This is a genomic window from Streptomyces sp. NPDC033165 (genome assembly GCF_055577965.1).
In genome coordinates this window covers 185,883-202,522 of sequence record NZ_JBVIPK010000003.1, presented here as the reverse complement: position 1 = coordinate 202,522, position 16,640 = coordinate 185,883, and the positions used below count along the sequence as shown (strand labels likewise).

Below are 16,640 nucleotides of genomic sequence, written 5' to 3'. Positions count from 1 at the left end.
GCTCACCTGGCCCCCCCGCCCGGCCCACCCGCCCCCTGCCCGCCCCGGAGGGCGGCGGGGCCGGGCAGGCGGCCCAGGCGCTGCGGGGGCCGCTGCGGCGTACTCGGGCGGTGTGACGGGTCAGGCGGGTGCGGCGACGGCGACGCCCGCCCCGACGCGCCGCTCGTCGAGCACGAAGGCGGGGTCGACCTGGGCGGCCAGGTCGGCTCCGGTCTTCTCGTTGCCCCAACTCTCGGCGTTCTTCAGGTGGAAGTGCACCATCTGCCGCGTGTAGCGCTCCCAGTCGCGGAGCTCGTACGAATCCTCGGCGGCGTCCTGGAGGGTTTGCAAGGCCATCCGGTTGTCGGCCTCCAGCAGCTCGAACCGGGACGGCCGGCCCTTCTCCATCGCCCGTACCCAGTCGGAGTGGCCGACCCCCACCAGCAGGTCGTCGCCGACCTCCGAGCGCAGGAAGTCCAGGTCGTCCGGGCCCTGCACCTTGTTGCCGACGACCTTCAACGCGACACCGAAGTCCCGGGCGTACTCCTTGTACTGGCGGTACACCGACACCCCCTTGCGGGTCGGCTCCGCGACCAGGAACGTCATGTCGAAGCGGGTGAACATCCCCGAGGCGAACGAGTCCGAGCCCGCGGTCATGTCGACCACGACGTACTCGTCCGGGCCGTCGACCAGGTGATTGAGGCAGAGTTCCACGGCCCCGACTTTGGAGTGGTAGCAGGCGACTCCGAGATCGGATTCCGTGAAGGGGCCGGTCGCCATCAGCCGGATGTCGCCGTCGTCGAGCCGGACCGTGCGCGCACAGGCATCGAAGATCGGGTTGTCCTCGCGGACCCGCAGCAGCTGTGAACCCTCGCCGGGGGGAGTCGTCTTGATCATCGTCGCGGCGGAGGCGATGCGCGGGTTGGTGCCACGCAGGTAGTCCTTGATGAGCGGCAGGTGCGCACCCATGGCGGGCAGTGCGGCTGCCTCCGCCTCGTCCAGGCCGAGTGCGGCCCCCAGGTGCTGGTTGATGTCGGCGTCCACGGCGATGACGTGGGCTTCATTGGCGGCGAGATGGCGGATGAAGAGCGAGGACAGCGTGGTCTTTCCGCTGCCGCCCTTCCCGACGAAAGCGATCTTCATGTTCACCTAGGGTAGCGGCATGATTTCTTTGTGTTGCCGAAGTTCGTGAAGAAGGCCACTTGAGGGTGGTCCGGGTGGGGTGGGCGCGTAGCCTCGCTACTTATGAGTACGACTGCCTCAGACCCGCTCGCCGCGCTCGGCGCTCTGCCCGGAGTGCCCGATGCCGTGGACTCCGTACGCAAGGCCGTCGACCGCGTCTACGGTCACCGAGTCATGCGGCGCCGCAGCAACGAGGTCACGGCCGAAGCCGCGCTGCGGGGTTCCCGTGGATCGGCCGCGCTGGCCGGTGCCGACTGGAATCTTGAGGAGGTGCGGCGGCGTACCGACTTCCGTGGTGACGGCGAGGCGCGCACGGTCGGTGCCGCCCTGCGGCTCACCGCGGAAGCGGGGCAACTCCTTTCCATCTGGCGGCAGTCGCCGCTGCGGGTACTGGCCCGGCTGCATCTGGTGGCGGCCGGCGGGGCGACCCCCGACGATGCGGTGGGCCGGCCCAGGCTGGCGGGTGAATCCGTCGACGAACCGCTGATCGAGGCGCCGCTTCCCGATGCCGACGAGGTTGCCGGACGGCTGGAAGGGCTCTCTCAGCTGATCATCGCGGGCGGTACGGCTCCCGCCCTGGTCACGGCCGCCGTGGTGCACGGTGAGCTGCTCGCGCTGCGCCCCTTCGGCTCCCACAATGGCCTGGTCGCTCGCACCGCCGAGCGCATTGTCCTGATCGGTAGCGGGCTGGACCCGAAGTCGATCTGCCCGGCCGAGGTGGGGCATGCGGAACAGGGTCGGGCGGCCTACGTCGCGGCATTCGAGGGCTACACGGCCGGGACCCCGGAGGGGATGGCCGCCTGGATCGCGCACTGCGGGCGGGCGGTCGAGCTGGGTGTACGCGAGTCGACGGCGGTGTGCGAGGCCTTGCAGCGCGGCGCGGCGTAGGCGGCGTCCGGTCGGGCGGCAGGGGCCCGGGCGGGTGACGGCGCCCCGGGCAAGGGTTGCGGCGGTACCGAGGTGCGGTACCGCCGCTGGCACGTCCGCCCAGTTACCAAGCGTCCTCGATATATGCCCATCAGGTCGGGTGCTTTGCCCGTCACCTGGTGCGGCTGGCCCGTAATCGACGGGTCGACGTCGCGTGGGTGCTCGACTTTCGTGCTCGGTCCGTGGGGCCGTCTTGCGTCACAGGTCATCCTCGCGGATGTCCTTGGTCTCGCGGGCCGTTGAGTCCTTTCTACTCCAGTGCCAGGGGAAGGGAAACCCCTGGCCCCACTTCTTTACTTTTAGGTTCAATCAAGGGCGAATCGGGCGGGCCTTTCTCTGGCGAGGGTCCGGCCCCCGGAAGGGTCTCGCCGGAGGGGTCTCGCTCGGGGTTCACCCGGGCAGGGCCGCTCCGGCGGTGCGGCGGCGGTTGGCGTACCAGACCAGCCCCGCCGTGACCGTGGCCGCACCGACCGCGGCCGCTGCCACCAGGGCAGGGCGGGGTGGCAGTGAGAACGCGGGCAGGCGTTTCTTGAGCCGGACAGGGCGGTTGAAGACGAGAATCGGCCACTCGCGAAGGGTCGCTTCGCGGCGCAGCGCGCGGTCCGGGTTGACCGCGTGCGGGTGCCCGACCGATTCCAGCATCGGTACGTCGGTCGCCGAGTCGCTGTAGGCGTAGCAGCGCGAGAGGTCGTACCCCTCGGAGGCGGCGAGGGTCCTCACGGCCTCGGCCTTGGTCGGCCCGTAAGCGTAGTACTCGACCTCCCCCGTGAAGCAGCCGTCGTCGCCGACGACCATGCGTGTGGCGACGACGCGGTCGGCGCCGAGCAGTTCCCCGATCGGCTCGACCACTTCCGCGCCCGAGGTCGATACGATGACCACGTCGCGTCCTGCCATGTGGTGTTCTTCGATGAGGGTGGCAGCCTCGTCGTAGATGATCGGGTCGATCAGGTCGTGCAGGGTCTCGGCGACGATCTCCTTGACCTGCTGGACGTTCCATCCCTTGCAGAGGGCGGAGAGGTATTCACGCATCCGCTCCATCTGGTCGTGATCGGCGCCCCCGGCAAGGAACACGAACTGTGCGTACGCGGTGCGCAGTACGGCGCGGCGGTTGATCAGTCCGCCTTGGTAGAAGGACTTGCTGAAGGTCAGCGTCGAAGACTTCGCAATGACCGTCTTGTCCAGGTCAAAGAAGGCTGCTGTGCGCGGCGAGAAGCGGTTTTCCACAACGCTGAGCATAGGGGCCCACCATTCGGCGTAAAATCCGGCGCGTGGGTTTGCCTGAGAAGGCCCTCGGGTACACCATGGAAGTCACGGATCGTTCGCGACCGTGCTAACCCGGTCCGACTCCTCCCCCCCCGAGTCGGCCGTGGGGACGACCCCCGCTCTCCCCCCCGGCGGGGGTCGTCGCATGTCCGGACGCATTTCACGGGCGGGATCCACTTCAGCCTCCCATCCGGCCGTCATCGGCCTGATCGTGCGAGACGCCGATGCGCGCCTCGTCCCGTCACAGTGTGTAACGGATGGGCTGCTCTCCGGAAGTCGCTGGTATGGGTGACGGAGATATTCACAAGGTCGAAGTTGTCCACAGTTTTTCAGCAAGATCCACACGCTTTTCCGTTGTGCTGCACGTTGATTCCACCCGCGAAGTCCGCGGGTGCCGGAATCGCGCATCTCGGAAACGCTCCGAGATCGTCGCGAACCGCACTGAAGGGGCAGTGAGAAGGGGGCGGAGATCGTGGCTGGATCCCTGGCGGAAGAAGGGGCGGCGGTCGCCGGAGGGCGGCGTGGAGGCCCGCTGATCGTGACGGAAGACGTGGAGTTGCTCGACGACCTGCTGCGGCTGTGCGCGGCAGCGGGGGCCGAGCCGGAAGTCCACCACGGGCCGCCCGGGCGACGGGGTGGCTGGGAGCGGGCTCCGATGGTTCTGGTGGGGGATGACGCCGCCGTGCGATGCCGGGGCGCCGGCCGCAGGCGGGGGGTGATGCTGGTCGGGCGGGACCAGGACGACCCGGACGTGTGGCGGCGTGCGGTGGAGATCGGGGCCGAATACGTGCTGCGGCTGCCCGACTCCGAGGGCTGGCTCGTCGACCAGATCGCCAATGCGGCCGAAGGGGTGGGGAAGTCCGCGCTCACGGTCGGCGTGATGGGCGGACGGGGCGGCTCCGGCGCGTCCACGCTGGCCTGCGCCCTCGCGGTGAGCGCGGCCCGATCGGGGCGGCGCACGATGCTGATCGACGCCGACCCCTTGGGTGGCGGGATCGACGTCCTGCTCGGCGGGGAGCGCAGCGAAGGTATGCGGTGGCCTGATTTCGCCCATTCGAAGGGGCGCCTCGGTGGGGGAGCCCTGGAGGACTCGCTGCCCGCCCTCCACGGGCTGCGGGTGCTGAGCTGGGGCCGTGACGACGAGGTGGTGATCCCGCCGCAGGCCATGCGAGCGGTGCTGGCCGCCGCCCGTCGGCTCGGCGGCGTGGTCGTCGTGGATCTGCCGCGAAGGGTCGACGAGGGTGTCGCGGAAGCCCTGGCTCAGCTCGATCTCGGTCTGCTCGTGGTACCGGGCGAACTGCGAGCCGTCGCAGCGGCCAAACGTGTGGCCTCCCTGGCCGGAATGGTGCTGGACGACCTGCGCGTCGTGCCCCGCGGACCGTATGCGGCAGGCCTGGACGAGCAGTGGGTGGCCCAGGCCGTCGGGCTCCCGCTCATCGGCGAACTGCCCCTGGAGTCAGGGCTTCTCGCCTCCCAGGACAGTGGCACCCCGCCCGGCGGCAACGCCCGCGGTCCACTGGCCCGCTTCTGCGCGGCCTTCTGGGAGCAGGCGGCGGCCGCAGGAGACACCGGCGCCGCGACGGGTCCGGCCGGGGGAGGCGCGTCATGACCGAGGCGCTGCTCGACGCCGTACGGCAGCGGCTGGCGCGCAGCGGTGCCGCTCCCACCCCGGCCGGAGTGGCGGCCGCTCTGCGGGCCCAGGGGCGGCTGCTGGGCGATGCCGAGGTGCTGGGGGCGGCGGCGGAGCTGCGGGGCGAACTCATCGGCACGGGAGTGCTGGAACCCCTGCTCGCCGACCCGGCGGTGACCGATGTGCTGGTCTCCGCGCCGGACCGGGTGTGGGTGGACCGGGGCGGCGGGCTCCAGCTGACGGGCGTCACCTTCCCGGACGCGGCGGCGGTTCGGCGACTGGCTCAGCGCCTCGCCGCGGTGGCGGGCCGGCGGCTGGACGACGCGCGGCCGTGGGTGGACGCACGGTTGCCGGACGGCACCCGGATGCACGCCGTGCTACCTCCGGTGTCGGTCGGCTCGACCTGCCTCTCCCTGCGGGTGGTGCGGCCGCGGGCCTTCTCGCTCGCGGAGTTGGTGGAGGCGGGCACGGTCCCGCCGGGCGGCGACCGGATTCTGCGGTGCCTGGTCGAGGCCCGGCTCTCGTATCTGATCAGCGGAGGGACGGGGGCGGGCAAGACCACTCTCCTCGCCAGTCTGCTGGGTGCGGTCGGGGCGGACGAGCGGATCGTGCTCGCCGAGGACTCCGCCGAACTGCGGCCGGATCACCCGCACGTGGTCCGCCTGGAGTCCCGCCCCGCCAACCAGGAAGGGGCAGGGAAGGTGACACTGCGGGACCTGGTGCGGCAGGCGCTGCGCATGCGCCCCGACCGGCTGGTGGTCGGCGAGGTGCGGGGCGTCGAAGTTCTCGAACTCCTGGCGGCCCTGAACACCGGCCACGAAGGAGGATGCGGCACGGTCCACGCGAACGCGGCCGAGCACGTTCCGGCTCGACTGGAGGCGCTGGGGACCGCGGCCGGTCTCGACCGGGTCGCCCTGCACAGCCAGTTGGCGGCCGCGCTCTCGGTGGTCGTACACCTCGTGCGGGACCGCTCGGGGCAACGGCGGATCGCCGAGGTGCACGTTCTGGACCGGGACCAGGCGGGGCTGGTCGTCACGGTCCCCGCACTGGCCTGGGGCGTCGACGGCTTCGTACCGGAGCGGGGATGGGAGCGGCTGAGGTCGCTGGTCGGTGGTGTGCTGTGACGGGGGGAACGTCGGTCCAGGCGACCCACATGGCGGCCCTATGCGCCGGTTCTGCGGTGTGGCTCGCCATGATGCGGGACCCGGGGGCCCGGCGGGCGCGGGTGCTGTTCGTGGGCGCTCGGCCCGAGCCGCACCGGTCGTGGAGCCGGTGGACGGAGCTGCCCAAGGCCTGTGAGCGGCTGCGGGAGTTGACCGGGCGTCGTCGGGAGTGGTGGTGCGTTCCGATCGCGGTGCTGCTCGCTGTGCTGGGCGGCTCGGTGCTGCCCTTGGTCGCTGGAGCCGTGGCGGTTCCAGTGGTGCGGCGGTGGTTGCGCGGTCGGGCCGGACGGAGGGAGAGGGAGCGCAGGGCGGACGCGGTGGCGTCGCTGTGCGGAGCCGTGGTCGGGGAGCTTCGGGCCGGTCAGGAGCCGGGGCAGGCGTTGCTGGCCGCGTTGCGCGACTGCGAGGCGGCGGGCCGCGACCGTGTGGCGGACGGAGGTACGTCGGTGAGTGCCCGCCCCGGTGCGTGGCTGGGGGAGGCGGAGGCCGCGGTGCTGGCGGCGGCGCGATTCGGGGGTGATGTGCCGAGGGCGCTGCGGCAGGCGGCGGAAGAGGCGGGGCTTGAAGGGCTGTCCGGGATGGCCGCGTGCTGGCGGGTGGCCGTCGACGGTGGGGCCGGTTTGGCGACCGGGCTCGACCGCTTGGAGACGGCGTTGCGGGAGGACCGGCGCCGACGGGAAGCTCTGCGGGCCCAGCTGGCGGGAGCCTGGTCGACCGTCGTGGTCCTGGCGCTGCTCCCGGTCGCGGGCCTGGGTCTGGGAGCAGCGCTCGGAGCCGAGCCCCTGCGTGTGCTGCTGCACTCTCCGGTCGGACTGGTCTGTCTGGCAGTGGGCGGCTTCCTGGAGGCGGCCGGACTGTTCTGGGCCTGCCGGATCGTACGCGGAGGGGAGGCGACGTGAGTGTGATGGGCGGGGAAGTTCTCCACAGCCTGGGGATGGCGGCGGCAGTGTTCGGTGCGGCAGTGCTATCGGGGCTTGTGTGGGCCGTCGGGCGCCGGGAGCGAGCCGTTCGCGGACGGGGCGCCTTGTTGCTGGGGACGGCCCCGGGCGCACGAGCCGGGTGGTGGAGCCGGGTGACCGCATCGATCAGGACGAGCGGCGGGGACGGTCCCGCCGGGAGTGCTGGGAGTGCCGGGGGTATCGGGGACGGCGGCGGTGTTGGGCGGTGGGCGGCGCCTGCCGGGGTCTGGCTGACCGGATGGATCCTGGTGGGCGGCGCGATGGGATGCGCTGTCGGTTTGGCTGCGGCGTACGGGATGTGGCGTTGGTGGTGGAGCCGGACCCGCCAACGTTCGGGCCGGGCTCACCAGGAGCAAGCCGTGATCGCCGGGCAGCTTCCGCTCGCCGCGGATCTGCTGGCGGCCTGTATCGCTGTCGGGGCAGGCCCCCGGGAGGCGGCGGAGGCGGTCGGCGAATCCATCGGCGGCCCGGTCGGCGACCGGCTCGCCCGTACCGCCGCCGAGATCCGCCTCGGTGGCGAACCGGCCGAGGCGTGGAGCCGCCTCGGGGAGATACCGGGTGCGGTTTCGCTGGCCCGCTGTCTGCACCGGGCCGGATCGACAGGTGCGCCGGCCGCTGAGCCGGTCGCCGCACTCGCCAGGGCGATGCGGGCCGAGCGGGCCGATGCGGCCGTGGCCCGGGCGCAACGGGCCGGGGTGCTGATCACCGCACCGGTCGGGCTCTGCTTCCTCCCGGCCTTCCTGGCGGTCGGGGTGGCGCCGGTGATCATCGGGCTGGCAGGCGGACTGCTCGGGGCCGGTTAGGGAGATCCGGCTCGGTCGCTCCGCGGTCCTGCGGTCATGCGGGGCCGGTGGGGCCCACAGGGCCAGCAGTGCCCACGGGTCCTGCGGGGCCGGTGGGTCGGTGGCCCGGGAGGTCGGTGGGCCAACGCGTGACTCGGTTCACGGCTTGGTTGTCACCAGCGAAGCCTCGGCCTGTCAGCTCAGCCATCACTCATGGGTGTTCCGTTCGGGCACCCACTCGATATCGATGCTCATCGGGGGATGAAATGGAAACGAAGTTCTGGGACCGGGCCGTCGGCGCACTGTGTCGAACGCGGCCGTCGATGTGGCTGTCGGACCGGCAGACGAAGTGGACCGCACGGTGGTCGGGGAGGCTCGGCCGGTCGGATCGCGGGATGACCACATCCGAATACGCGGTGGGGACCATCGCGGCATGCGCCTTCGCCGCGGTGCTCTACAAGGTGGTCAACAGCGGGCCGGTGCTGTCGGCCATGCAGTCCCTGGTCGAGGACGCGCTCGGTGCGAAGTTCTGAGGGCGGGGCCGGATGCGGCCGTGGGGCCACCGCCGGAGAACGGCACCGGTGCGAGGGGCGAAAGGGGGCCGGGCGGCGGAGCCCGGAACGGATGTGCGACAGGAGCGTCGTTCGGAGCCTGACCTCCTCCAGGCGCCGGGATCGTGGGGCGGTGACCGCCGAGGCGGCCGTGGTGATCCCGGTGCTGGTGGCCTTCGCTATGGCGCTGCTCTGGGCGCTGGTGGCGGCCTCGGACCAGATCCGGTGCGTGGACGCGGCGCGGGCGGGGGCGCGGGCCGCGGCACGTTCGGAGCCGGAGGCGGCGGTGCTGGCAGCCGCGCGGGACGCTGCGCCCGGCGGAGCCCGCGTCGAGGTGTCGAGGGCGGGAGACCTGTGGCGCGTCCGGGTGGAGGCGCCGACCCCGGGCCCGGGCGCGTTGGCTCTCACGCTGCGTGCCGAGGCGGCTGCCCTGGCCGAGGACACGGTGGGGAGTGCTGGGCCATGAAGACGACGTACGTCAAGGTCCGGGGGTGGTGGCTGCGCTGCCGGGGCAAGGCGCGGGGCCCGGGCCGGGGGACTGGCCCGATCCTGGCCCAGGGTTGTGACCGCGACGACGCCCGGGGCCGCGGCTGGAGTCTGGGCCGGGAGCGCGGCTGGGTTCTGGGCCGGGCCCGCGACCGCTGCCGGCGTCGTGGCCCGCTCCCGAGCTGGCGCCCGTGCTGGCACGGGAGCGGGTTCAGGCGTCGGAGCCGGGGCCCGGTTCGGTGCCACGCTCCGCTTCGGGGGGCCCAGTTCCGGCTCCTGGCCCGGCGTTGGACGAGGCCCCGGGGCGGGTGGCCGGATGGGGTGCGGTCGCAGAGGAGGGATCGAGGGATGGCGACGGTGTGGGTGGCTGTGACCACAGCGACCCTGTGCACGGTGTTCGCACTCGTACTCGCCCTGGGGCAGGCCGTGGCCGCACGTCACCAGGCGGGCGGTGCAGCGGATTTGGCGGCCCTCGCCGCTGCGGATCGGGCGCTGGAGGGCGTGGAGGCCGCCTGCGGGGCGGCCCGGAGGGTGGCCCTGGCACAGAACGCCGTGCTCGTCCGCTGCGCGGTGCACGGGGAAATCGCCGATGTGGTCGCCCGGTCGGGCTTCGGGCCCTACAAGCCCGCTGTCCGGGCCCGGGCAGGTCCTCCGGTTGCTCTCGACGCGGTGATGGTCGGCAGGTTCGCCCGCGTCGATTCGGCCGCGAGCCTTCTCACGGCGTCATCCGGTGGGACGGCTCGGCTGCTCCGCCGTGAGCGCCGGTGCGACCACGACCTCCAGGTTCCCCGAGCGCCAGCCCGACAGCCCCCACGCTGCGGGGAGCTGGAGGCTGAAGAGAGCGAAGATGCCGGTCACGAACGCGCTGTCGACCGGTACTTCGTCCCCGGCGGCCCATGCGGTGACTCCTCCACACAGCAACAGGACGGCTGTGTAGAGGAGTCCGTCGGTCACGATCACACGCCAGCGCGGAAGGGGCTGCAGGAAGCGGCGGGCGGAGGTCAGGGCCACGACGGCGGCGACCGGGAAGACCAACTCCCACGGGTCCGCCGCTCTCCCGGCACTCCAGTCGTCGTGCCCGTCGGAGAGGACCAGCAGTACGAGCTCGACGCCCAGTCCGACCAGCCAGGACACGACGGTTACGGTCAGCGCGTACGAGAGAGCGCCACGCAAAGTGACAGTCACGTCTACCCCTTTCGAACAGGACGCCGGGTGGCGTCCTGTCCCGCTTCATCGTCCCACCGGGGTCTTCCGTTGGGGTTGTGGGGTGGGGGTGGGCCGGTGGGGTCAGTAACCGCCGCTGTTTCCGATGGTGCCGCGCTCGCACATCGGCTGGGACAGGCACAGAAGGCTGCCACCCTTCGACCGGTGCACGACCTTGGTGGAGTGCTTCTTACCTCGGTGGCCGAACAGGTACAGCTCGTGATCCGGCGCCTTGCGGTACTTGCCGGTGGCGTAGAAGTCGCCGTTGCGGGCCAGGCGCATGTCGAAGGTGGCCCCGACCCCGGCTCGGCGGAGCCCGGACGAGGGGCAGAACGGGTCGGTGGCCTCGATCGTGCCGCGTACGGCACGGGTCTTTCCGTTGTGCTTCGTCATCGCACGGAAGTCGATCTTCTTCGTACTGGCCTTGCGCTTGGCGACGAACTTCCCGGACTTGGCCTTGTAGACCTTGGTCCATCCCGTCTTGGGGAACAGGTCGTACGAGGACTTGTTCCAGTGGATGACACCCCGGACCCCGGCCCGGAAGGCGGGCCCGGTGATCTTCTTGGAGTACCCGCGGTTGTCACCGGCGTACTTGTAGCCGGAGGTGTACTTGCAGCCGGAGACCGAGCTGAGCTTCTTCGGCACGGTGGCCCACTTCTGGCGGATGAAAGACCGCCAGACCACGGTGGTCTTGGAGTACTTCTTCGCCTTGGCCTCGATCTGCCGCGCGGTGGCGGCGAGCGTGGCGGGGTCGTCGTCGGTGGGCACGGTGGCGTTCAGCCCCCAGGTGTGGCCGACGCCTCCCTTGGTTTCCCCGACGACGGTGTACGAGACCTCGGAGCCCGGGGTGACGGCGGTGTCACGGAGGCTGTGACCGGTCGCCTCACCGATCTCGATGCCGTCGCGGTACACCGTGTAACGGGTGGCGCCGAGATCCGGCCAGGACAGGTCGACGAACGTGGACGAGGCGGCCCAGGCAGCGCGCTCTGCCTTGTTGGGCGAGGAAGCGAGGGTGTTGTCGGCGACCGCCCGCTGGTTACCGAGGGTGAGAACCTGGGTATCCGTGGCGGTCCCGATGTAGTTCTTGACGGTCTGGATGCTGCTGCCGCCCCGGGCGCTCCGAAGGGCCCTCGTGGCACCGAACCTTCCGCTGTCGGCGTCGAGGACGAAGACGGCTTCGGCGGAAGAGGCGGCAGCCCTCGGCTGGACCGGGGCGGGTGCCGCGGCGGTGAGGCTGCCGATGAGGAGGGACGCTCCGGTGGCCGTGAGGATGCCGGTGCGGAGCCGTGCCTGTATGGGCATGGGAGGGTGATCTTCCTCTCGTGTCAGGTGGATATCGCGCGCCTTGCCGCCTCGGTCGCCGTACAGGGAAGGCGAGTTGCACATGTGGAAGCGGCCCTCGGGGTCGGTGACCGGCTTGTCTGGGCTCCCGCAGGGTTGGTGGCACGTGATCCTCAACGAGGTTATGGAGGCGGGTGGGCGGGCGACATTGTCCCTTCAGGCATGACCCGAAAGGGACCCTCCCCAAAGGGCAATGCGGCGTGTGTGAACCGGACTTGTGGATCTCGTGTCGACCGTGTTTACGCCAGAGCGGGCGGTACTCTGATAGTCGGTCTCCGTTGCCACCAGGCCACGGGGGTCTGCTGGAAGGGACGGGGATCAGGAAGGACCGGAATGACCACACGGTCCGAGGCGGGAGACGCGACCTGTCCATACCTGCGCACGGGACGTGATCCCAGGAGCGGTGCATGGCGGTTGGAGAGCCTTACCGGCCGGGAGAAGGAAGTCCTTCTGCTGCTCGGTATGGGCCTGAGCAACAGACAGTTGGCTCAGGAGCTGGGTATCGCGGAGCGAACGGTGAAGGCGCACATAGCGAACATCGTGGGCAAGATCGGGCAGGAGACGCGGACGCAGGCCGCGATCGTGTCGGTTCTGGCGCACGACGTGCTGTGTTCCGATCCGTCGTGCACGCGGCACCCGGCGAAGGTTTCCGGCCGCCATCGGGGGCATGCTGCCGCCTGATGAGGGTCTTGCGCCCGCGCCGTGCCAGGTGTGGGCGCAAGGCTGATCAGTCCGGCTGGACGCACTGCGCGGTCTGCTTGATCGGCGAGATCAGGGCCGAGAGCTCGACGAGCACCTCGTCGGGCGCCTTGAGGGACTGGGTGACAGTGACCTCGGTGGCCGGGGTGCGGCCGTAGGTGGTGATCACCTTGCTGGTGTCGGTTGACCGCGCGCTGTCGATGACCCAGTCGACGCCGTCGGCGGCGAAACAGGGGTCTGTGGTGGGGCCGAGTTCGGGTACGCCGCAGCGGAGAATGATCTCGCTGTCTCCCCAGACGGCGACTCCGGGCAGCTCGGTGGCGTGGTGTGCGTGCCCTGCCAGCTTGCCGGGAGCGCTCTCCGTGATGCGCCCGCACTGGGGGTTGGCGGCCTCGGCACCCGGCTGGATGTCGTAGTAGGGCTCCTTGGTCACGACGAACGCCAGCGCGGCGGCGACGGCCACGACTGCAGCCGCCAGAGGAAGGGTTGTGCGTTTGCTGGGCATGCTCAACGGTTCGTCTTCCCGGCGAGAGGGAGATGGTCGGGCGACACGTTATGGCATGGGGTGAAGTAGAGGGAATGAGGGGCGCGCGTATTGCCCTTTGGGGCAATGCACTTTTGGACACCTCCCCAAGAGACGTGGTGGACAGAGGAGTTCACTTCTAGGTTCGGGCGCTCAGCCTTTGTTTCCTCGTGGAGGGGGACCTCGATGCACAAATCAACCAGTTCGCTCGTGCTGGCCGCAGTCGCCGCAGGGTCGTTGACGCTGCTTTCGACGCCCGCCCAGGCGGCCCCGCAGGCGAAGAACCCGTACGCGCACACGCGGCTGGAGCGAGTGTGGGCGCCGGGCAAGTGCCTGTCGATGGGCGGCAGCAAGAAGAACAACGCGCGACTGGTCCTTGCCAAGTGCGCCAAGGCCTACAAGACGCAGCGGTGGACGCTGAAGCGAGTTTCCAAGAACAAGTCGGTGTTCACCATCAAGAACGACAAGTCCGGGAAGTGCCTGGCCGTCGGCGCCAAGAGCCGTCTGGTGCAGAGCACCTGCAACTCGGCGAAGAAGAGCCACCAGTGGGCGCTCAGCGGCTCGAAGATCTACAACAAGTCGAAGGGCAAGGTCATCGCCTCGAAGTCCACGAAGGCGGGCTCACACCCGTATCTGGAGAAGAGCAGCGGATCGAACAAGGCCCGCGGGCGCCAGGAATGGGGCCTGTCCTGACGGAACTGCCCGACGCCCCTTTTCGATCCGGGGCTCGGACTTCTCCCAGGTCCGGACCGGCGTATTCAGCTCCTCCCGCGTGCGGGCCATGCGGGAGGCGGTGGCATCATCGGCGAGTGTGAAGACGCTTAGAGCCTCAATTGCGGCGGCCCTTCTGCTCGCTGCGCTGGCGGGGTGCTCGACACCCCCGCCGCCGGCGGACGACGTCCGCAGGCCCGGGCCGCTCAAGTCCTATGTCCCAGCCGACCGGGTCGCGATGCCCGAGCTGTCCGGGGAGCGTGTGGATGGTGACGGGCAGGTCAGCCTGAGGGGGCTGCGGGGCAAGGTCGTCGTGGTCAACGCGTGGGCGTCGTGGTGTGGCCCTTGTCGCGCGGAAGCTCCGGGGCTCTCCCGAGTGCACGAGGAGTTGCAGGGAAAGGGCCTGCGGGTGGTGGGGGTCAACGCGGACGTTTCGGTCGGGGCGGCGCGCTCCTTCGAGAGGGACGCGGGGCTCGTGTATCCGAGCCTGCACGACCCGCAGGGGCGGCAGCTTCTCCGGCTGCCGAAGGGCGTCGTCAACACCACCGGCTATCCGTTCACGATCATCGTCGACCCGGAGGGGCGGATCGCGGCGGCACGGATCGGGGCGATCGGTGAAGCGGAGCTGAAGCGCCTCGTCAGGCCGCTGCTCCCGTCCTGACTCGTCAGACCTCGCCGCCAAGCCTGTCCGTTCAGACCTGTCCGTCAGTCTTCCCCCAGACCTCTGCCAGACCTCTGTCAGGCCTGCCCGTCAGTCTGTCCGGCCGGCGGCTCCGGGGGTGCTGCTCGGAGGAGTTCGGTGAGGAGGCGTACGGCGCCGCGTTTGTGCAGGGGGTCGTTGCCGTTGCCGCACTTGGGGGACTGGATGCAGGAGGGGCAGCCCGCCTCGCACTCGCAGGAGGCGATGGCTTCACGGGTCGCCGTCAGCCACGTACGGGCGGTGTGGAAGGCGCGCTCGGCGAACCCGGCGCCGCCCGGGTGGCCGTCGTACACGAAGACCGTCGGCAGCAGGGTGTCCGGGTGGAGCGGTACCGATACGCCGCCGATGTCCCACCGGTCGCAGGTGGCGAAGAGGGGCAGTAGGCCGATCGAGGCGTGTTCGGCGGCGTGGAGGGCGCCGCCGAGGATCTCCGGGTTGATCCGGGCGGCGTCGAGCTGGTCCTCGGTGATGGTCCACCAGACGGCTCGGGTGCGCAGGGTCCGGGGCGGCAGGTCGAGCTTGGTCTCGCCCAGGACCTCGCCGGTGATCAGTTTGCGGCGGAGGAAGGAGACGACCTGGTTGGTGACCTCGACGGACCCGTAACAGAGCCGCCCCTGACCCCAGGGGACCTCGGTGTCGGTCTCCAGGACGCTGATGGCCGTGGTGTCGCGGGCGACGGTGGAGTACGGCGGGTCGGCCTGCTCGACCAGGGCGACGGAGTCCTCCAGGTCCAGTTTCCGGACCAGGTGGGTGCGGCCCTGGTGGAGATGGACGGCGCCCTCGTGGACGGTGGTGTGGGCGGCGGCCGCGTCGACGGTGCCCAGCAGGCGTCCGGTGCCCTCCTCGACGATCTGGACGGGGCGGCCGCCCCCGCCCCGGATGTCGGCGAGGTCGGCGGCTCGTTCGCGGCGCGTCCAGTGCCAGCCCGATGCCCGCTTGCGCAGCAGCTTCGCCGCCTCCAGCTGCGGGAGCAGTTCGGGCACGGCGGGTCCGAAGAGCGCGATGTCGGCTTCGGTGAGGGGTAGTTCGGCGGCCGCCGCACACAGATGGGGGGCGAGGACGTAGGGGTTGTCCGGGTCCAGCACGGTCGACTCCACGGGCTGTTGGAACAGCGCCTCGGGGTGGTGCACCAGGTAGGTGTCCAGCGGATCGTCCCGGGCCACCAGGACGGCGAGGGCGCCCTGGCCCGAGCGGCCGGCGCGGCCCGCCTGCTGCCAGAGGGAGGCCCGGGTGCCCGGGTAGCCGGAGATGACGACCGCGTCGAGGCCGGAGACGTCGATGCCGAGCTCCAGGGCGGTGGTGGCGGCCAGTCCGAGCAGTTCGCCGGAGTGCAGCGCCCTCTCCAGGGCCCGGCGCTCCTCGGGGAGGTAACCGCCCCGGTAGGCGGCGATCCGCTGCGGCAGTGAGCGGTCCACCTCCGCGAGGCGCTCCTTGGCGATCACCGAGATCAGTTCGGCGCCGCGCCGGGAGCGTACGAAGGCGACCGAGCGGACGCCCTGGACGGTCAGATCGGTGAGCAGGTCGGCGGTCTCGGCCGTCGCGGTACGGCGTACGGGGGCGCCCTTCTCGCCGTGCAGGTCGGTCAGCGGGGGCTCCCAGAGGGCGAAGACCAGCTCGCCGCGCGGGGACGCGTCGTCGGACACCTCACGGACCGGCAGGCCCGTGAGGCGCCCTGCGGCCACCGCGGGGTCGGCCGCGGTGGCCGAGGCGAGGAGGAAGACCGGATCCGCCCCGTAGCGGGCGCACAGGCGGCGCAGACGGCGCAGGACCTGGGCGACGTGCGAGCCGAAGACGCCCCGGTAGGTGTGGCACTCGTCGATCACGACGTACCGCAGGGCGCGCAGGAAGGAGGACCAGCGGGGGTGGGAGGGCAGTATTCCGCGGTGCAGCATGTCGGGGTTGGTCAGGACGTAGTTCGCGTACTGGCGAACCCACTCGCGTTCCTCGACCGGGGTGTCGCCGTCGTAGACCGCGGGCCGGACGGCATTGCCGAGCGGAGCCGCCAGGGCCTTCACCGAGCGCCGCTGATCCGCTGCCAGGGCCTTGGTGGGGGCGAGGTACAGGGCGGTGGCGCCGCGGCCGTTCGGGGCCTCGGAGCCGTCCAGGAGGGTGCTGAGGACCGGTGCGAGGTACGCGAGGGACTTCCCGGAGGCCGTGCCGGTGGCGATCACGACGGACTCGCCGTCCAGCGCGTGCTCGGCGGCGGTCGCCTGATGCGCCCATGGATGGTCGATTCCGGCTTTTTCGATCGCCGAGATCACTTCTGGCCGGATGCGATCCGGCCAGATGGCATGGGTTCCCGATCGTGGGGGCAGGTGCTCCGTATGAGTGATGCGCGCGGCCCGGCCCGCCCCTGTGGCGAGCCGGTCGAGGATCATGGCGGGAGAGGGGCGCGAGTCCCCACTCTCGGGTGGTCGTCCGGGACGGTGATTCTTGGCCATCGGCACCGAGTGTGTCACTGGCGTGACGGACAATGCTCCCAAGGCGTCGTGCATGGCTGCTGGTAAGTGATTGAATGCCATCGCGGCTGGCGATCCGTCC

The 16,640-nt window shown here is 70.9% G+C and carries 16 protein-coding genes and 1 pseudogene; 11 read left to right on the top strand and 6 right to left on the bottom strand.

The window, feature by feature from the left end; genetic code table 11:
* Nucleotides 1-120: 120 nt before the first annotated feature.
* Complete coding sequence (locus ACZ5WC_RS08660; protein WP_468540125.1) at nt 121-1,122, bottom strand: ATP-binding protein; 1,002 nt, start codon at nt 1,120-1,122, stop codon at nt 121-123.
* A 102-nt stretch (nt 1,123-1,224) separates the two neighbouring features.
* Between ACZ5WC_RS08660 and ACZ5WC_RS08655 the strand changes: the two genes are divergently transcribed.
* Nucleotides 1,225-2,049, top strand: a complete 825-nt coding sequence (locus ACZ5WC_RS08655) for a Fic family protein (RefSeq protein WP_468540124.1) — start codon at nt 1,225-1,227, stop codon at nt 2,047-2,049.
* 429 nt (nt 2,050-2,478) lie between these two features.
* On the opposite strand, the gene ACZ5WC_RS08650 is transcribed toward ACZ5WC_RS08655, so the two are convergent.
* Complete coding sequence (locus ACZ5WC_RS08650; RefSeq protein WP_096622925.1) at nt 2,479-3,324, bottom strand: HAD family hydrolase; 846 nt, start codon at nt 3,322-3,324, stop codon at nt 2,479-2,481.
* 499 nt (nt 3,325-3,823) lie between these two features.
* Between ACZ5WC_RS08650 and ssd the strand changes: the two genes are divergently transcribed.
* From ssd to ACZ5WC_RS08615, 7 genes and pseudogenes are all read left to right on the top strand, one after another.
* Nucleotides 3,824-4,960 carry a septum site-determining protein Ssd gene (ssd, locus tag ACZ5WC_RS08645; protein ID WP_468540123.1) on the top strand — a complete coding sequence of 379 codons (1,137 nt, stop codon included), beginning with the start codon at nt 3,824-3,826 and terminating at the stop codon, nt 4,958-4,960.
* A complete protein-coding gene (locus ACZ5WC_RS08640; protein ID WP_468540122.1) occupies nt 4,957-6,105 on the top strand; it encodes a TadA family conjugal transfer-associated ATPase in 1,149 nt (382 codons plus the stop codon). Before ssd ends, ACZ5WC_RS08640 begins: the two co-directional genes overlap by 4 nt.
* A 29-nt stretch (nt 6,106-6,134) precedes the next feature.
* Nucleotides 6,135-7,043 (top strand): type II secretion system F family protein, encoded by a 909-nt coding sequence (locus tag ACZ5WC_RS08635; protein WP_468540121.1) that lies wholly within the window; start codon nt 6,135-6,137, stop codon nt 7,041-7,043.
* A gap of 35 nt (nt 7,044-7,078) precedes the next feature.
* Nucleotides 7,079-7,906: a type II secretion system F family protein gene (locus tag ACZ5WC_RS08630; RefSeq protein WP_468540120.1), complete on the top strand. Its 828-nt coding sequence runs from the start codon at nt 7,079-7,081 to the stop codon at nt 7,904-7,906.
* Nucleotides 7,907-8,151: 245 nt separating this feature from the next.
* Nucleotides 8,152-8,418, top strand: coding sequence for a DUF4244 domain-containing protein (locus ACZ5WC_RS08625; protein ID WP_468540119.1), 267 nt, complete (start codon nt 8,152-8,154; stop codon nt 8,416-8,418).
* Nucleotides 8,419-8,509: 91 nt separating this feature from the next.
* The gene (locus ACZ5WC_RS08620; protein ID WP_468540118.1) at nt 8,510-8,902 is read left to right on the top strand and encodes a TadE family type IV pilus minor pilin; all 393 of its coding nucleotides are present in this window, start codon (nt 8,510-8,512) and stop codon (nt 8,900-8,902) included.
* Nucleotides 8,899-9,561 (top strand): annotated as a pseudogene (locus tag ACZ5WC_RS08615) (Rv3654c family TadE-like protein); the annotation flags it as partial. The gene ACZ5WC_RS08620 and the pseudogene ACZ5WC_RS08615, both read left to right, overlap by 4 nt.
* 84 nt (nt 9,562-9,645) lie before the next feature.
* Here the strand turns inward: ACZ5WC_RS08615 and ACZ5WC_RS08610 are convergent.
* Both ACZ5WC_RS08610 and ACZ5WC_RS08605 read right to left on the bottom strand, forming a co-directional pair.
* Nucleotides 9,646-10,107 carry a hypothetical protein gene (locus ACZ5WC_RS08610; protein WP_468540117.1) on the bottom strand — a complete coding sequence of 154 codons (462 nt, stop codon included), beginning with the start codon at nt 10,105-10,107 and terminating at the stop codon, nt 9,646-9,648.
* Nucleotides 10,108-10,209: 102 nt separating this feature from the next.
* The gene (locus ACZ5WC_RS08605) at nt 10,210-11,427 is read right to left on the bottom strand and encodes a hypothetical protein (protein ID WP_468540116.1); all 1,218 of its coding nucleotides are present in this window, start codon (nt 11,425-11,427) and stop codon (nt 10,210-10,212) included.
* Nucleotides 11,428-11,799: 372 nt separating this feature from the next.
* Between ACZ5WC_RS08605 and ACZ5WC_RS08600 the strand changes: the two genes are divergently transcribed.
* On the top strand, nt 11,800-12,147 hold the full coding sequence (locus ACZ5WC_RS08600; protein WP_468540535.1) for a helix-turn-helix domain-containing protein: 348 nt from the start codon (nt 11,800-11,802) through the stop codon (nt 12,145-12,147).
* Between the two features lie 46 nt (nt 12,148-12,193).
* Here ACZ5WC_RS08600 and ACZ5WC_RS08595 read toward each other — a convergent pair whose 3' ends face one another.
* Nucleotides 12,194-12,628, bottom strand: coding sequence for a DUF3515 family protein (locus tag ACZ5WC_RS08595; protein WP_468540115.1), 435 nt, complete (start codon nt 12,626-12,628; stop codon nt 12,194-12,196).
* A 246-nt stretch (nt 12,629-12,874) separates the two neighbouring features.
* On the opposite strand from ACZ5WC_RS08595, the gene ACZ5WC_RS08590 reads away from it, so the two are divergent.
* Complete coding sequence (locus tag ACZ5WC_RS08590; RefSeq protein ID WP_468540114.1) at nt 12,875-13,381, top strand: RICIN domain-containing protein; 507 nt, start codon at nt 12,875-12,877, stop codon at nt 13,379-13,381.
* Nucleotides 13,382-13,637: 256 nt separating this feature from the next.
* Entirely contained in the window at nt 13,638-14,060 is a 423-nt protein-coding gene (locus tag ACZ5WC_RS08585) for a TlpA family protein disulfide reductase (protein ID WP_468540113.1), read from the top strand.
* Between the two features lie 77 nt (nt 14,061-14,137).
* Here the strand turns inward: ACZ5WC_RS08585 and ACZ5WC_RS08580 are convergent, their stop codons facing one another.
* Nucleotides 14,138-16,621 carry a DEAD/DEAH box helicase gene (locus tag ACZ5WC_RS08580; protein ID WP_468540112.1) on the bottom strand — a complete coding sequence of 828 codons (2,484 nt, stop codon included), beginning with the start codon at nt 16,619-16,621 and terminating at the stop codon, nt 14,138-14,140.
* Between the last annotated feature and the right edge of the window lie 19 nt (nt 16,622-16,640).

Excerpts from the sequence above, each read along its gene's own strand:
- ACZ5WC_RS08660 (WP_468540125.1), bottom strand. The coding sequence starts at position 1,122 with ATGAAGATCGCTTTCGTCGGGAAGGGCGGCAGCGGAAAGACCACGCTG.
- ACZ5WC_RS08655 (WP_468540124.1), top strand. The coding sequence starts at position 1,225 with ATGAGTACGACTGCCTCAGACCCGCTCGCCGCGCTCGGCGCTCTGCCC.
- ACZ5WC_RS08650 (WP_096622925.1), bottom strand. The coding sequence starts at position 3,324 with ATGCTCAGCGTTGTGGAAAACCGCTTCTCGCCGCGCACAGCAGCCTTC.
- ACZ5WC_RS08640 (WP_468540122.1), top strand. The coding sequence starts at position 4,957 with ATGACCGAGGCGCTGCTCGACGCCGTACGGCAGCGGCTGGCGCGCAGC.
- ACZ5WC_RS08635 (WP_468540121.1), top strand. The coding sequence starts at position 6,135 with ATGGCGGCCCTATGCGCCGGTTCTGCGGTGTGGCTCGCCATGATGCGG.
- ACZ5WC_RS08630 (WP_468540120.1), top strand. The coding sequence starts at position 7,079 with ATGGCGGCGGCAGTGTTCGGTGCGGCAGTGCTATCGGGGCTTGTGTGG.
- ACZ5WC_RS08625 (WP_468540119.1), top strand. The coding sequence starts at position 8,152 with ATGGAAACGAAGTTCTGGGACCGGGCCGTCGGCGCACTGTGTCGAACG.
- ACZ5WC_RS08620 (WP_468540118.1), top strand. The coding sequence starts at position 8,510 with ATGTGCGACAGGAGCGTCGTTCGGAGCCTGACCTCCTCCAGGCGCCGG.
- ACZ5WC_RS08605 (WP_468540116.1), bottom strand. The coding sequence starts at position 11,427 with ATGCCCATACAGGCACGGCTCCGCACCGGCATCCTCACGGCCACCGGA.
- ACZ5WC_RS08600 (WP_468540535.1), top strand. The coding sequence starts at position 11,800 with ATGACCACACGGTCCGAGGCGGGAGACGCGACCTGTCCATACCTGCGC.
- ACZ5WC_RS08590 (WP_468540114.1), top strand. The coding sequence starts at position 12,875 with ATGCACAAATCAACCAGTTCGCTCGTGCTGGCCGCAGTCGCCGCAGGG.
- ACZ5WC_RS08585 (WP_468540113.1), top strand. The coding sequence starts at position 13,638 with ATGCCCGAGCTGTCCGGGGAGCGTGTGGATGGTGACGGGCAGGTCAGC.
- ACZ5WC_RS08580 (WP_468540112.1), bottom strand. The coding sequence starts at position 16,621 with ATGGCATTCAATCACTTACCAGCAGCCATGCACGACGCCTTGGGAGCA.